Source organism: Alteromonas marina (assembly GCF_000808575.1).
Lineage (GTDB): Bacteria > Pseudomonadota > Gammaproteobacteria > Enterobacterales > Alteromonadaceae > Alteromonas > Alteromonas marina_A.
Genome location: NZ_JWLW01000007.1, coordinates 38,335 through 54,075, shown reverse-complemented (window position 1 = coordinate 54,075; position 15,741 = coordinate 38,335). Strand labels below are relative to the sequence as shown.

General features: G+C 46.1%; 13 protein-coding genes. 2 read left to right on the top strand and 11 right to left on the bottom strand.

All coding sequences use genetic code 11. The features are described from left to right. Nucleotides 1–47 precede the first annotated feature (47 nt). The 11 genes from rpoS to RJ41_RS04400 form a co-directional block, all read right to left on the bottom strand. Nucleotides 48–1,040, bottom strand: a complete 993-nt coding sequence (rpoS, locus tag RJ41_RS04450) for an RNA polymerase sigma factor RpoS (protein ID WP_039217512.1) — start codon at nucleotides 1,038–1,040, stop codon at nucleotides 48–50. Nucleotides 1,041–1,112: 72 nt separating this feature from the next. Then, entirely contained in the window at nucleotides 1,113–1,982 is an 870-nt protein-coding gene (locus RJ41_RS04445) for a peptidoglycan DD-metalloendopeptidase family protein (protein ID WP_039217511.1), read from the bottom strand. Between the two features lies 1 nt (nucleotide 1,983). Continuing rightward, the gene (locus RJ41_RS04440) at nucleotides 1,984–2,562 is read right to left on the bottom strand and encodes a YqaA family protein (RefSeq protein WP_014997226.1); all 579 of its coding nucleotides are present in this window, start codon (nucleotides 2,560–2,562) and stop codon (nucleotides 1,984–1,986) included. After that, nucleotides 2,559–3,194 carry a protein-L-isoaspartate(D-aspartate) O-methyltransferase gene (locus RJ41_RS04435; protein WP_014997227.1) on the bottom strand — a complete coding sequence of 212 codons (636 nt, stop codon included), beginning with the start codon at nucleotides 3,192–3,194 and terminating at the stop codon, nucleotides 2,559–2,561. The genes RJ41_RS04440 and RJ41_RS04435 overlap by 4 nt, the downstream gene beginning before the upstream one ends. 80 nt (nucleotides 3,195–3,274) lie before the next feature. Further along, nucleotides 3,275–4,360, bottom strand: coding sequence for a tRNA pseudouridine(13) synthase TruD (gene truD / locus RJ41_RS04430; protein ID WP_014975597.1), 1,086 nt, complete (start codon nucleotides 4,358–4,360; stop codon nucleotides 3,275–3,277). Beyond that, nucleotides 4,357–4,830 carry a 2-C-methyl-D-erythritol 2,4-cyclodiphosphate synthase gene (gene ispF, locus RJ41_RS04425; protein ID WP_039217505.1) on the bottom strand — a complete coding sequence of 158 codons (474 nt, stop codon included), beginning with the start codon at nucleotides 4,828–4,830 and terminating at the stop codon, nucleotides 4,357–4,359. The genes truD and ispF overlap by 4 nt, the downstream gene beginning before the upstream one ends. A 44-nt stretch (nucleotides 4,831–4,874) precedes the next feature. Continuing rightward, nucleotides 4,875–5,591: a 2-C-methyl-D-erythritol 4-phosphate cytidylyltransferase gene (ispD, locus tag RJ41_RS04420; protein ID WP_039217504.1), complete on the bottom strand. Its 717-nt coding sequence runs from the start codon at nucleotides 5,589–5,591 to the stop codon at nucleotides 4,875–4,877. Between the two features lie 5 nt (nucleotides 5,592–5,596). Next, nucleotides 5,597–5,887, bottom strand: coding sequence for a cell division protein FtsB (gene ftsB / locus RJ41_RS04415; RefSeq protein ID WP_014997231.1), 291 nt, complete (start codon nucleotides 5,885–5,887; stop codon nucleotides 5,597–5,599). A 99-nt stretch (nucleotides 5,888–5,986) separates the two neighbouring features. Beyond that, on the bottom strand, nucleotides 5,987–7,702 hold the full coding sequence (locus tag RJ41_RS04410; RefSeq protein WP_039217503.1) for a TIGR03545 family protein: 1,716 nt from the start codon (nucleotides 7,700–7,702) through the stop codon (nucleotides 5,987–5,989). Nucleotides 7,703–8,071: 369 nt separating this feature from the next. Beyond that, complete coding sequence (locus RJ41_RS04405; RefSeq protein ID WP_039217500.1) at nucleotides 8,072–9,694, bottom strand: methyl-accepting chemotaxis protein; 1,623 nt, start codon at nucleotides 9,692–9,694, stop codon at nucleotides 8,072–8,074. A 217-nt stretch (nucleotides 9,695–9,911) separates the two neighbouring features. Continuing rightward, nucleotides 9,912–10,361, bottom strand: a complete 450-nt coding sequence (locus tag RJ41_RS04400) for an Lrp/AsnC family transcriptional regulator (RefSeq protein ID WP_240485726.1) — start codon at nucleotides 10,359–10,361, stop codon at nucleotides 9,912–9,914. A 185-nt stretch (nucleotides 10,362–10,546) separates the two neighbouring features. Between RJ41_RS04400 and RJ41_RS04395 the strand changes: the two genes are divergently transcribed. Together RJ41_RS04395 and putA are read left to right on the top strand one after the other, a co-directional pair. Then, nucleotides 10,547–11,593 carry a zinc-dependent alcohol dehydrogenase family protein gene (locus RJ41_RS04395; RefSeq protein WP_039217495.1) on the top strand — a complete coding sequence of 349 codons (1,047 nt, stop codon included), beginning with the start codon at nucleotides 10,547–10,549 and terminating at the stop codon, nucleotides 11,591–11,593. Nucleotides 11,594–11,890: 297 nt separating this feature from the next. Then, nucleotides 11,891–15,688, top strand: coding sequence for a bifunctional proline dehydrogenase/L-glutamate gamma-semialdehyde dehydrogenase PutA (gene putA / locus RJ41_RS04390; protein WP_039217490.1), 3,798 nt, complete (start codon nucleotides 11,891–11,893; stop codon nucleotides 15,686–15,688). Nucleotides 15,689–15,741 lie beyond the last annotated feature (53 nt).

Genomic DNA, 15,741 nt, shown 5'->3' with positions numbered 1-15,741 from the left:
CGTTGCAACACTGGCATTTTGCCTTTGCTTTGCAATGTGCGCAGAAGCTACTTCATTTGGTCGAACAAGTTCTCTAGTGAAAGACCTTGATGACCCAGCATATCGCGAAGGCGGCGAAGTGCTTCCACTTGAATTTGACGTACACGCTCACGTGTTAAGCCAATTTCTGCACCTACATCCTCAAGAGTTGAAGGTTCATATCCCATAAGGCCGAATCGGCGAGCAAGTACTTCGCGCTGCTTAGGGTTTAGTTCTTCAAGCCAGGTAACAATATTACTTTTGATATCTGAGTCTTGTAAGCTCTCTTCAGGGCTAAACTCTTTCTCATCAGCAATAATGTCGAGAAGTGCCTTATCATTCTCTCCACCGATAGGTGTATCAACAGAGGTAATGCGTTCGTTTAGGCGTAGCATCTTAGTGACGTCTTCAACAGGCTTATCAAGCGCTGCCGCAATTTCTTCAGCAGTTGGCTCATGGTCAAGCTTTTGTGAAAGTTCACGAGAAGCACGCAAATAAACGTTTAGTTCTTTCACTACATGAATGGGCAAACGAATGGTACGTGTTTGGTTCATAATAGCGCGTTCAATGGTTTGTCGAATCCACCATGTGGCGTATGTTGAGAAGCGGAACCCGCGTTCAGGGTCAAACTTTTCAACGGCACGAATTAGCCCTAAATTACCTTCTTCAATTAAATCTAGAAGTGCTAATCCACGGTTGTTATAACGGCGAGCAATCTTAACAACAAGGCGAAGGTTGCTTACAATCATTCGTTTACGAGAGGCTTCGCAGCCTTTCAGTGAGCGGCGCGCAAAATAAACTTCTTCTTCTGCGGTCAGCAGTGGCGAAAAACCAATCTCGCCTAGATAAAGCTGTGTGGCATCTAGATTTTTAGGTTGGTCATCCTGACTGAAAATGGCATCATCATTTTCTAAGTCAGCATCGTTAGTTAAGGTTTCGTCAGCTTTCATATCAGCTGGCATATCGATGACATCTAAGTCATCTTGCGGTTTTGATTCCAAGGCTTGATTTGACTTACCCATCATGAATCTCCTGCTACAAGGTTTACCTTATGACGTTTCTCCTTTGTCTTTTTTTATTATTATTTATTTTTATTATTTTAATACTGGCAGGTATTTCATAGGGTCTAACGATTTCCCTCTATACCTAACTTCAAAGTGAAGTTTTACCGAATTTGTTCCGCTGTCACCCATAGTCGCAATTTGCTGCCCTGCCGATACCCATTCTCGTTCTTTGACTAAAATAGTATCGTTGTAGGCATAAGCACTTAGAAAGGTGTCGGTATGTTTAATTATTACTAAATTACCGTAACCTCTTAATGCACTCCCTGAGTAAACAACTTTTCCATCTGCTGCCGCGACGACTTTACTGCCTTTAGCACCAGCGATATCAATACCTTTGTTGCCTGACTCTGACTTACTGAAGGTTCCAACTACCTTACCTTCTGCAGGCCACACCCACTCTTGTACTTTGTCTGGAAAACTCGCCGGTGTTTGTTTTTTGACGCTTTGTGACGGCTTCTTGACAGTTGTAACATTTTGTGGCTTAACAAATTTTTCACTTTCACGATACGCCTGTGGTGATGGGCGGTCAACCAAACTTTTGTCTACATTATAGGTGGTCGGAGTTGTTGACTGTTTGGTCTTGACGTCAGTTTTTACGGGAACTACAGCCACATTCGACGGAGGAGATACATTCAATATTTGACCGGGAAAAATAGTGTAAGGGGCTGATAAACTGTTGTATTTTGCTAAATCGCGATAGTCATTCCCGGTATACCAAGCTACTGCGTAAAGGGTATCTCCCCGTTGCACTTTATAGGTTTTTTTTGTGTATTCTTCGCTTCCATCTGATACTTGGCTATTTAACAGAACGACGGGAGCGGGTGCTGTTCGGCCTGCACAGCCCCCAAGGAGTGCAAAGAAATATAAGGAAAAGCCTAGGTAAAACCAGTGCTTATGCATATCATCGCAATAGTAAATAAGCGAAAACTGCGAGGATAACTACACCCCAGCCAAGCACCTCTACATATTGCCTTAGCTTTTGTTCCATCGCAGCGCCGCCCCAGCGCATAAGTGCGGCGACTAAAAAGAATCGTGCGCCACGCCCCACGGCAGATGCCAGTACAAAGGGCAAGAAAGCCATTTGCAAGAAGCCAGCACTTACAGTAAATATTTTATAGGGGATAGGGGAGAAGCCTGCGAGAAAAACTACCCACACACCGTAGTCTTTGAACCACTGCATTGCGGTCTCGATTTTGTGGGTATAACCCCAACTTTCAATGAGCGGGGCAAGCCATGCATCAAATGCAAAATAGCCTAGCCAGTAGCCTGCAATGCCGCCAAAAATAGATGCAATCGTGGTAATAAAGGCAAAATGCCAGGCTTTATTAGGCTGTGACAATGCCATTGGAGCAAGCATTACATCAGGTGGAATAGGGAAGAATACTGACTCTGAGAAGCTTAACCCACCTAAATATTTGGTTGCGTGGCGATGCCTCGCCCAGCGTAACGCCATGTCATAACATGGCTCAAAAAGCTTCACATTAGCTCTCCTGCTACAAGGGGAACAAATCGGACCGATTCAATGGTCGATGTCGTTAGTTCACCTTCAATCCTATCAATACATAGCAACGACTGTTGTTCGTTGCCTACGGGTATAATGAGTCGCCCGCCTTCTTTTAGCTGATCGCACAAGTCCTGAGGCAGGCTCGCAGCAGCGGCAGTAACGATAATAGCATCATAAGGACCTTTGGACGCCCAGCCCTTCCAACCATCACCGTGTTTCATTGCAATGTTGTGAAGGTCGAGTTGATTCATTCGACGCTTCGCTTGGAACTGCAATGACTTAATACGTTCAACACTGAATACTTTGGCAAATAGTTGCGCCAGAATAGCAGTTTGATAACCAGAGCCCGTGCCTATTTCTAAAACTTTCTCGGGTTTATTGGGGCTATCCAGCAGCAACTCAGTCATTTTCGCAACAATATAAGGCTGCGAAATGGTTTGGCCTTGACCTATCGGTAACGCCGTATTTTGATAGGCTTTGTGTTTCAGCGCATCGGGTAAAAAGCTTTCCCGCGGCGTACCAGCAATGGCGTTTAATACTGCTTGCGAACGTATTCCCTCGTTGTAAAGCAGTTCTGCTAACGCGTCTCCTTTTCTAGAAGCTCTCATGATGTTGCGTACTTTCCTTTATTATTATCCACAGCCACGCGAGGTTTAGTCTATTGCGCGCCACGCTTTCTCAATACTCTTTACACCCTGTTAATTGGGGACAAGGTTTCCACGCACTCTCTAAGGACTGAGGTTGCAAAGCAGCCACTTGGAAGCGCAAACGAGATAGTAAATGTATCACCCTTACTCTGCCATTCAAGCTGTGAAGGCCAAATTTTTATCGCGCGACGCTCTTGTTCGAACCCGCACTGGCTTAAAAAGTCGATAACTTCACTATTTTGCTCTGCAACAGATTGCTCAAGTGCTAGTGTGTCAGCTTGCGTAACAAGTTCACCTTTACCCCACAGCGGTGCTGAAGGGCATACGTCTTTGGCATTAAAACGACGTTGTGCGTCTTGCTGCTGCTCAGAGCCGTCGGAACCTTCGTTGATGAAAAAGCTGTTAGAACCTGAAAGCACCAGCGCGTCGCCGTGAGTGACCTTGTCGAACATATCTTTTTCTAATCGCGCAGAAAGCATTTCATTAAATAGCCAGCTGCGTAGCGCTGAAAGCGCCATTGAGCGTTTGTTGCGATGTCTAATGGTCTCGCCATTGACCATGCGCTCTGCCATTACCAGGTTTCCACCACGCTGCACTTCACCCATGTCATTTAAGCGCATTACACCAAAGCGTTGTTCGCCGTAATAGTTTGGCACGCCGTGCTTTTCAATTTCTTGAAGACGCTCTTCAATGGCTTCTGGGTGCAGAACCTGACGTAAGGTAATAGTAAAGTGGTTGCCTTTAAGTTGCCCTGTACGCAGTTTTTTATTGTGGCGCATTTGCTTAAGCACCTTAACGCCTTCAAGTTCGAAATTACTAAAATCGAAATCGGGTTTACCGGGCGCGTGAATACCAAACCACTGCTGAGTAACCGCATACTTGTCTTTGCGACCAGCATAGGTAATTTGACGTAGTGGTAGGTTAACGAAACGGGCTAACTGCTCAGCAACAAACGCAGTGTTTGTGTTGGTTTTTTCAATAAATACAAACTGGTGCTCGCCTTCGCCACAAGGGGTATAGCCCAAATCCTCGACAACTTGGAAATCGTCGGCTTGGAATTTAAAAATACCGGTGGATACAGGCTTTGCGAAATAGTACTGCCAGTGGTCAGTGTGTAAAGGCTTCATAATTTTTCCAGTAGAACAACGGCGTGAGAGGCAATGCCTTCTTTACGGCCTGTATAGCCTAGCTTTTCAGTGGTCGTTGCTTTTACGTTGATGTCGTCAAGCGATACGTTGCAATCTTGGGCAATAATCTCGCGCATAGCAGCAATATGCGGCGCCATTTTAGGTGCTTGCGCCACAATGGTCATATCTGCATTACTTAAGCGGTAACCTTTCTCCCTTACTACATTGACAACGTGACGCAGCAGCACGCGGCTGTCTGCACCCGCGTATGCGTCGTCTGTGTCAGGAAAGTGCTTGCCAATATCACCGAGTGCCGCTGCACCTAGCATTGCATCACACAGTGCGTGTAATAACACATCGCCATCTGAGTGGGCTAAAAGTCCTTGCTCATAGTCGATACTGACGCCACCTATTGTGATGGGGCCTTCACCGCCAAACTTGTGTACATCAAATCCGTGTCCAATTCGCATTATGATTGTGCCTTTTGATTTTTTGCGCTGTGGCTTTGAGCTCCTTAGTTTTGAGCGTTCTGGCCTTGCGCGCTTAATTTTTGCTTAAGATAAAACTCTGCCAAAGGAAGATCGGCCGGATGCGTTATTTTTATATTTGCCGGACTTCCGCTTACCATAGCAACTTTGTAGCCTTCAAGCTCCATGGCAGAGGCTTCGTCTGTGATATTCGCGCCCTGTGATAAACCATTTTGAAGCGCGCGTTTTAGCAATGTTGCTGGAAAAAGTTGAGGCGTTAAAGCGTGCCAAAGACCGTCTCGGTCTTCAGTGTGAGAAATAACATTTGTTGAAGGTCTGACCCGCTTCATGGTGTCACGAACAGGGGTAGCTAGAATACCGCCAGAAACGTCATCAGTGCTCATTAATTCGAGCAGCGCCGAAATATCGCTCTCTTCTATACAAGGCCTCGCGGCATCGTGTACCAGTGCCCAGTCGTTCTCACCGAGATTCACAATACCGTTTAAAACGCTATCTGCTCTTTCTTTGCCGCCGTCAACAACGTGAATGGGCTTGTCACGCAACCCATATCGATCAAAATACCCGTCGCCCGGGCTTATTGCTACGATCACCTCGTCGATTAACGGATGATGTAGCAATGCGTCAATCGTGTGTTCAAGAATAGTTTTACCATTTATGGTGAGGTATTGCTTAGGGCGGTCAGCCTGCATTCGGCTGCCAACTCCGGCTGCGGGGATAACCGCAACAACGCGGGGCGATGTCATGTTCTTCACTTAGAATCTGCGGGCAAAATACGGTAGAAGGTTTCTCCCTTTTTGATCAAACCGAGTTCGTTTCGCGCTCTTTCTTCAATGGCTTCTAAACCAATTTTTAAATCGTTAATATCAGCTTTAAGTAGGGCATTGCGCTGAGCAAGATTTGCATTTTGAAGGGCTTGAGAGTGAACTTCTTGTTTTCGGTTGAAGTAATCGGGAATACTATTTTTTCCAAACCATAGCCTGTATTGCAATAGACCAAGCAGTACTATCAATACAATGGGAAGCCATTTACCTTGCAACACAGATTCACCTGACAATGTGGTTAAGCGGAAAAAAAGCAGAGGCTCTGCGCCTCTGCTGTGTCTTATTATGCCGCGAAGCAGCGTCGAGTCAAAGTCGCATTATTCACCTTGGCCCAATTTTCCCTTCAATTTATCAAACAGCTTACTTTTTTGCTGCTCAACAACGTTGTTAAGTTGAGCTTGAAGCAGCTCCTGAAGGGCGGCACTGTCGCCTTGGGCTGCGCTAAGCATACTGTTTACGTCAACAAGCTCGCCTGATAGCAATGATTGCTCGTTACTTATCATGCTGTTGAGTTTGTTGTTTAATTCATCCAGCTTGTCTTTTTGGCTGGCAGTAAGCTGTGAAAGCGCCGCTTTAGCCAACTTATTATCCAGATCAGACTTAATGTTAAAGCCAGGATCTGAAAGCGTACCGTCAAGCAGCATGGTCATGTTCAAGCTGGTTAACGTTTGCAGTGCCTGCGCGATCGCACTGGTAATATCACTGGTGCCAGTGGCTTCCATAACAAGCTGCTGAAGATCAACTTCGCCAGTACCACTTAATATGTTATCAGTGACTTTCATCGAGCCATTGGTTTTCATCAACGCCGATTTAAGTACAGCATTTAGCGTTTCATTGCCGCTAAATGTAATGTCAGACATATTCACACCGGCTAGCTGCCAGACTTGGCTGGCATCAACACCGTCGCCGTCAATCCAGAATTCACCGCTGGAAGTAAACGACTTTAGTAACTCGCCCGCTGCTTCAATAGTAAAGGTGGTGGGGTTACCGAATACTTCGTGAACGTTTGTAATGTTATTCCACTTGCTGGTGATAGATTCATTTTGCCAAAGCACTGATACATTGGCTTCTTTCACCAAAATCGACGGCACTTCAGTCGGCGCTTCACTTTTTTCTTCACCTTGAATGAGCGGCATAACAATTTGCATTGCTGCCATGAGGTACTCAGTGTATTCCGCCGCTTTGTCGCCAAACACAAAGTAAGTGACTTGAGAAAGTGCCGCTTGGTCGCCTGCAATTACCCCTTTCAGCAACGCGTAATCTTCTTGTGGCGCTTTCTTAAGTGCTTCAACACTTTCACTAAGGGCTTGTTTGGCATCACTCGCTTTTTCCGTAAAATTGCTAATAAGCGCGCGGTCTGCCTGCATTTCTTCTTTCAACTTATCAAATGAAGACTTTGCCTGTACCAAGGCTTGAGGGTCTTTGTAGTTCGTTTCTTTTAGCTGGGCTACCTGCGTTTTGTAGTACTCAATGCGCGACTTATCAGGTAAAGATTCATAGTCGTTTTTCAAACCTTTCCCATAGGTTTCGTAGGCAGACTTTGCATTTTCAATGGCAGCAGTGGTTTTTAGCGGATTGCGGGCAAGAAGTTCATCAACCGTAGGTACGGCTTCTTTGGCTTTTGCTTTGATTTCGTCAAAGGATAGAGAGCGTTCTGGAACGCGATACACTTCGCCTTCAGTCTCGCGCAACGTGTCGAACTGTACTTTCAGTAAATTAAGGTTGTTAACAATAACCTGATCGTTCAAAAGCGGCTTTAGCTCAACGTCAGCATAGGCTTCACCCACAAAAACCTGGTTATGCGTAGGTTTTGTAGGGTTAGTTAGGGAAATGCCTTTTAGTGTAACCGTGGTCGGAAAAAGAGAGTGGTCGAACTCGTCGATATTCACTTCAGCGCCGTACGACTCGCCTAATTTGGACTCAAGAATAGATTTGATTATGGTGTTGGCGAACAAAAAATACACCAGAAATAGCACCACAAAAATACCAACCACCCATAATAAAATAGGCTTGCCCTTTGAACCACTACTCATATTCAACTCCTTGATTTGTTGCGCGTTTAACGTTTATTGCGCAAAAGCCACTACTTTTATGTGGTGCAATACCAATTACAAAACGGCAATTGATGAACAGCCACTTATGGTGCTTCTGAGTGTAATGCACTCAGGTCGTTTCTTCCATACGCATAAGGTAGGTGTATTGTTTAAACAGAGAATGCGAAAGCACGTAATGAGGGTAAGAGAAGCAAATTACAGTAAAGTTTAGTTTTTTCTTTATAAAAGGCACAACACAGCCGTATGCGCAGTGCAGTGGACAACACTAATATTAGCCTGCTTTCCGATGCTTTCGATACCTTTACGGCTTTCAAGCAAGGTGCAGCAGGCCAACTATTTGATGAGAGTTTATAGCTTAAAGCGGTTCGCAATATCCATAATAGCCAGACAGCTTGTGCGTAGCGCCTGACTTGCAGCGGCTAATTCATCAGCCGTACGCAAGCTGCTATCAGCAGCACCAGATAGCGCATTTATACGCATATTGGCTTCTGTAGCAGCCTCTGCTTGCTGTTCCGTCGCCCGAGCTATTTCGCTACTCATATCGGCAATTTCGGTCATCAGGCGATCTGCTTCCTGCAAGTTTTGGTTCGCTTGTATGGCGTTATCGACGGTTTTAGTCGACGCCGCTTGGCTCACTTTTACTGCATCAACCGCGTTTTTGGCGTTATTCTGCAGTTTTTCAATCATCGCCTGAATTTCATCGGTACTTTGCCCGGTACGGCTTGCTAGCGTGCGAACTTCATCAGCTACAACGGCGAAACCTCGTCCTTGCTCACCCGCTCGCGCGGCTTCTATAGCAGCGTTAAGCGCAAGTAGGTTCGTTTGTTCGGCAATGCCGCGAATAACATCAAGTACCGCACCAATGCTTTCGGTCTGTGCAGCAAGTTCGGTCACTGCACTACTTACACTTTCAATATCCGAGGTTAAAGAGCGGATATCTTTTACTGTGCTGTCTACGACCGAGGCGCCGTGCTGCACGTTACCACGGGCACTGCTTGTACTTTTCTCTGCCGAGTCAGCATTATTGCTAACTTCATTTATCTGCGTGGTCATTTCTTCCATCGCAGCGGCAACCTGAAGCATGTTTTCATTTTGGGTCTGAGCTTGGGCGTTACTGTTCTTGCTCGACGTTTCTACCAGTTCGGCTTGTTGGGTTAGTGAGTTTATATTCTCACGAATACCCAATAGCGATTGGCGCATTTTTTCGGTGTACTCATTGAAGTAGCGAGCCAGACGGGTCACTTCATCCTGACCAGTTTCTGGCAGTGAGCGGGTTAGGTCACCTTCACCTTGTGAAATGTCCTTCATGCGCTCACTAACTTCTTGCACCGGTTTGACAATGCTTCCACCGATTACGTAAATAAGTAGCACGACTAAAATTACGCTTACCACGCAGAACACCACAATCAGGTTGCGCAGGTGAGAAAACTCCTGTTCTAGGTTTGTCAGGTAAATACCAGAACCTACTGTCCAACCCCATGGCTTGAACTCTTTTACATAAGAGATTTTATCCGTGGGTGACTCCTTGCCGGGCAGCGGCCATACATAGTCCACAAAGCCTTCACCTTTAGATTTTACCTTTTGCGCCATCTCGATAAAGAACGCTTTTCCATTTCCGTCTTTAAACGTTCTCAGGTCCTGTCCATCTAGCGCTGGCTTAATAGGGTGCATGACCATGGTTGGCGTTTGGTCTTGGATCCAAAAATAATTGCTGCCGTCATAACGCAGCGCTTTTACTGCGTCTAGCGCTTGTTGCTTGGCAGTTGCTTCATCTATATCAGTGCGCGCAGCAAAGCTACCAAGCATGGTATGAACCACTTCAACAAGGTGCTGGTTTTCATCGTAAGATTTTTGCTTCAGTGCTTCGTAGTGCCTGTTTAATACAACTGCTGTTAGCAATATAAACAGCAGCGTAATTAGCCCAACAATAATGCCCAAACGTTGAATTAAACTAAATTTTCGTAACCACATTGGCAAACACCTATCTATTTTTAATTTTGTTTTTTATAGTGTAGACGTTTTTTTAATTTCTACTTTAAAGCCTAACTCAAAACAAGCAGGCCTTGTGAGAACGAATAAGCGGAGTGCTAGTTAGATTCGTGAATCTTCACCATTACCTTTTGTGGAGATACGCACGGAAGCGTTTGACGCGTAGCGCTGAGATAATCTAAACGTGTTTAACACTCATTCAGTTATCGAGAGGAAGTCGGTTTGATGACTTTAGCTCTTTAAGCGAAATGCTTGATGAAATGTCTGATATGCCAGGTAGTTTTCGTAATACACTATCTACAAAGAGGCCGTAATCATCCAAGTCTTTCGCTACCACTTGTAGCAGAAAGTCAGCTCCACCAGTGGTATTGTGACAGCTTAAAACATTGTCGCACCGTTGAATAATATCAATAAAATCATTCGTCGTTTTTGGGTCATGGGCTGTATAGGTAAGTTGCACAAACGCCAACACGCCATAGCCTAACTTACGTTTGTTCAAGTTTGCTTGGTAACTCTCAATGTACCCCTCGTTTTCTAAACGTTTTACGCGTCTCCAACAAGGTGTTTCACTCATATTTAGCATTTCAGCTAGCTTGGCGTTTGACAGTTTCCCGTCTTGTTGAAGCAACGCTAAAATTTTCTTATCCATACTATCCATGCCTTTATTTTTACCTTATCTGGCAGATTCTTTCTTTAATTAAACATTGATTAAAGGATTCTTGCAATTTTAACGGCCCAAACCAAGCAAAGAGCAAGACTATTTCTTAACTATTAATGTAATCTTTATAACTGTCTTTGGGTGTTTATTGAACATATTTTTAAGGGGCCGTAATTATGAAAGCAGTAGTATTTGAAACGTTTGGCGGAAAATTAAATATTCAGGACGTGAAGAAGCCCACGCCTAAATCTCACGGGGTGGTTATACGGGTAAAAGCCACAGGTGTGTGCCGCAGCGATTGGCATGGCTGGATGGGGCATGACGATGGAATAAGTTTACCTCATGTTCCAGGTCATGAATTTGCTGGCGTTGTAGAGTCCGTTGGAAGCGATGTAAAGCGATTCAAAGCAGGCGATAAAGTTACGGTTCCTTTTATTAGTGCGTGTGGAAGATGTTCAGAATGCTCTTCGGGTAATCATCAAGTATGTGGTAATCAAACGCAGCCCGGCTTTACCCACTGGGGCTCGTTTGCAGAATACGTTGAAATTGATTTTGGTGATGTTAACTTGGTCCACCTTCCTGAAGAAATAGATTACGTGACTGCGGCTAGCTTAGGTTGTCGTTTTGCTACATCGTTTCGCGCAGTGGTTGACCAAGGAAAAGTGAGCGCTGGGCAATGGGTTGCTGTTCATGGCTGCGGTGGCGTTGGTCTATCTGCTGTGATGATTGCATCGAGTATTGGCGCAAACGTTATTGCTGTTGATATATCAGATGACGCATTAGCATTGGCGGAAAAGTTAGGCGCTGATGTAGTGATTAATGCTAAGAATGAAAAGGATGTGTCTGCGACAATCAAGGGCCTTTCATCAGGCGGTGCGCACGTGTCAATTGATGCACTAGGAAACCCCATTACCTGTGTAAATTCAGTAAACAGCCTGAGAAAGCGCGGCAAGCATGTCCAAGTTGGTCTGCTGTTAGCTGAGCAATCAACGCCGCCTATTCCTATGGATGCGGTCGTTGCACACGAGCTTGAAGTAATAGGTAGTCACGGTATGCAGGCGTATCGCTACGAGGCCATGTTTGGCATGATCGCAGCGAAAAAACTGAATCCCCAAGCACTCATTGGAAAGATAATTTCACTGGAAGATGCGCCCAAAGCGCTCTCTGAGATGGATAAATATTCACAACCTGGCGTGACTGTTGTTTCTTTTGATGAAAAGTGAAAAGCAGTGACGATTCAGCGACATGTAAAATGTCATCTAACGCACTGAATACGTAGCTTGACAGAGAAACTGAAAAACTTTGAGGGGGAGGGCTTGGCAGGGCAATTTTGTGTGCTAACATCCGCGCAAATTTGGCACTGTCGTGATCTTCATCCAAAAGTATAAAGTTAAAAGAAGTACGACAGGTCAACGCAGGGTTTCGACTTTGCTTGTTTTTTAGCCGCTTCCATGTAACCGTGAGCAGTCTTACACGGCGGGAACGCTTTTTGTTACAGCTATTTCTATGAAAGGGTTGCAATGCTCATTAACGACACACTTCATACAACTTCACCCCTACGCCAGCGTATAAGAGACTACTATCGCATTAGTGAGTCGGTGGCTGTGGATCAAATCCTTCCCATTGCCGAGGTAAACCCACGTGCACGAAGCCGTGCATGGGAACGCGCACGAAAGATGGTGCTTCAAATTCGCCGAGAGCAAGAAGGGCACGGTGGTGTTGACGCATTATTAAATGAATACTCGCTATCTACAGCAGAAGGTGTGGTATTGATGTGCTTGGCTGAAGCCTTGCTGCGTGTTCCAGACAAAGCCACTCAAGATGAGCTTATTCGTGACAAACTGTCTCAGGGACAGTGGACACCTCACTTGGGGAATTCAGAGTCGTTATTTGTTAACGCATCGGCGTGGGGCTTGTTATTTACGGGCAACATGGTGAACTATGCCGACAAGCGCAAGAAAGAACAGTTTGGCTTGTTAAAACAAACCCTTGGCCGCTTAGGTGAGCCGGTTATTCGCCGCGCTATGAATATTGCGATGCGCGTTATGGGTCGTCAGTTCGTTATGGGCGAAACCATTGAAGATGCGGTAGATCGCGCCAAAGAGAAAGAAACCAAAGGGTACGTATATTCTTACGACATGCTAGGCGAAGGCGCACGCACTATGCGCGACGCTGAGCGTTACTACGATGCATACGTAAAAGCAATAAAAGTAATCGGTAAAGCGGCTAACGGACGCGGTCCTAAGCGTTCACCGGGGATCTCGGTAAAGCTTTCTGCTATTCACCCACGCTTTGAATTTTCTCACCGCGAACGCGCCATGGCAGACATTCCGCCGCGCTTGAAAGCGCTGTGTATGATGGCGAAAGAATACGATATCGGTTTAACCGTAGATGCGGAAGAAGCTGACCGTCTAGAGCTTTCTCTAGATATTATTGAAGCTGTATTTCGCGATGAAGACCTGAACGGTTGGACAGGCTTTGGCTTGGCCGTACAGGCCTACCAAAAACGCGCAATCCACGTTATAGAGCACTTACGTGAACTTACCCTAGAGGTAGGTCGTCCGCTAATGGTGCGTTTGGTTAAAGGCGCTTATTGGGATACTGAGATTAAGCTTACTCAACAAGCGGGCCTTGAAGAGTTCCCTGTATTTACCCGTAAGTCGTCAACAGATGTGTCATACCATGCCTGTGCGAACCGTTTACTTGAGTATCGCGACACCATTTACCCGCAGTTTGCGACTCACAATGCCTACACAGCGTCTGTTATTGTTGAGCTTGCTGGTGACGACAAAGAAGGTTTTGAGTTCCAGTGTCTGCACGGTATGGGCGATACCCTTTACGATCAGGTGGTAACACAGGATAAAATTCAGTGCCGTGTTTATGCACCTGTAGGTGAACACGAAGACTTATTGGCCTACCTTGTACGTCGTCTTCTTGAAAACGGCGCGAACTCGTCGTTTGTAAACGCCATCGTTGACGATGAAAAACCGGTTGAGTCTTTGCTTGAAGATCCGGTAGAGAAAACACAACGCCTGAAAGTACGCTATAACAAGTTAATCAAAACCCCACGTGGGCTATATGCGCCAGAGCGCGATAACTCGCGTGGTCTAGACCTTACCGACACCAATGCGGTAACGGCGCTTAAACACGAACTTGAACGCTGGCAGGATTACTACAAAGTGACCGGTGAAGTGCCAGAAGGTGCGACAGCGGTACTTAGCCCAACTAACCACAACGACGTAGTAGGTTATCACCATTACGCTACGCCTGATGATATGCGCAAAGCATTAGATGAAGCCGAAGCTGGGTTTGAAGCATGGTCTAAACGCGATGTAAGCGAGCGCGCTGAAATACTTAATCGAACAGCAGATGCGCTTGAGCGCCACATGGCTGAGCTTATCGCTATCTGTATGCGTGAAGCCGGTAAAGTAGCGCAAGACAGCATTGATGAAGTGCGTGAAGCCGTTGATTTCTGTCGCTACTACGCGGCGCGTGCAGAAGAGCTTGCTGAAGATCAACGCTTACTTCCTCGTGGTGTTGTGCTTTGTATTAGCCCGTGGAACTTCCCACTAGCCATCTTCTTAGGCCAAGTGGCAGCGGCACTTGTAACAGGTAACACTGTTATTGCTAAGCCTGCTGAACAAACCAGCATTATTGCGCAGCGTGCGGTAGATATTATGCACTCGGTAGGCCTGCCAGAAGACGCATTGAAACTTATTGTGTCGCCTGGTAAAGAAGTGGGCGAAACCCTTCTGCCAGACGAGCGCATTAAAGCGGTAATGTTCACAGGTTCAACGCAAACCGGTACGTTAATTTCCCAAGTGCTTGCAGAACGTGGTGGCGAACAGGTGCCATTGATTGCAGAGACGGGCGGTCAAAACTGTATGATTGTTGATTCAACTGCACTGCCAGAGCAGGTAGTTGATGACGTGATCCACTCTGGTTTCCAAAGTGCCGGTCAGCGCTGTTCAGCGCTTCGCGTATTGTTCGTACAAGATGAAATTGCTGATGACCTTATCGAAATGCTAACAGGCGCCATGAAAGAGCTTACCGTTGGTGACCCAACGCAGCTTGCTACCGATGTAGGCCCTGTGATTGATGAGAAGGCGCTTAAGAGCCTAACCGATCACCAAGAGTATATGGAAGATAAAGCTAAGCTGCTTTATCGCAATGAAATGCCAGCAGGCTTTGAAAACGGTACTTTCTTTGCGCCGACCTTGTATGAAATCAAGAACATTGATGTGCTTGAAAAAGAAGTGTTCGGCCCTGTGGTGCATATTGTTCGCTTTAAGTCGAAAGACCTTGATAGTGTGCTAGAGCAAATCAATGGCACAGGTTACGGCCTAACTATGGGCATTCACTCGCGTATTGAAGAGCGTGCTAACGAGCTAGCAGCTAAGAGCCGCGCGGGTAACGTGTACATTAACCGCAACATGATTGGCGCTATTGTTGGGGTTCAGCCTTTCGGCGGACGTGGATTGTCTGGCACAGGTCCAAAAGCGGGTGGTCCTAACTATCTGCCTCGCTTAATGATGGAACGTGCCACACCTAAGCCATCGCACATTGATGATGTAGACGGCACTGATGCAGCGCTTGTCGGTGATGAGAAGATTGCCGAGCGTGCGCACGTAATGATGGATAAAGCGAAAGCGGTAGAAGTGCAGTGGCGTCATACGCCGTTGAATGACCGTATTTCTATGGTACGTCAGCTTCTGGCAAAAATTGCGAAAGTAGACATTGTTGACGAGCTTGCTGATGACTTGAACCGCACGCTTGCGACAGCGCGTCAGCAGTTAACCAGTGTTGAACGCAAGCTTGCCAAGCCTCAAACCTTGCCGGGACCAACAGGTGAATCGAACAAGCTTTACCTAGAGCCTCGCGGGATCTTGGTGTGTTTTGCCGATAAAGAAGTAACCTTTGAATACTGGTTACTGTCTATTGTGACCGCGCTATCAACGGGTAACCCGGTAGTATCAGTTGTGTCTGAAATCTTCTATGAAGAAGCCGTTGAAATTCAAAACAAGTTTGAATCAACTGGCGCACCCAAAGGCTTATTCCAGGTAGCGCGTCTTGCGCATCTAGATACCTTGCTAATGGATGAAGATTTATCTGGCGTGGTGGTCGACTCTGGTACTGAGCGTACTGCGCGTATTACTGCAATGCTGTCATCTCGCGAAGGCGCTATTTTGCCGGTTATCACAGCAGAATATAACGATAACCTCATTCAGCGTTTGATGACCGAAAAAACCATCAGTATTGATACTACGGCATCAGGTGGTAACACATCGTTGATGACCCTAGTTGAAGATGATGAGTAAGCAGGAAACCTAGGGTATGTTCACGAATGTTGAGCAGACCCTAATGCTTAAAA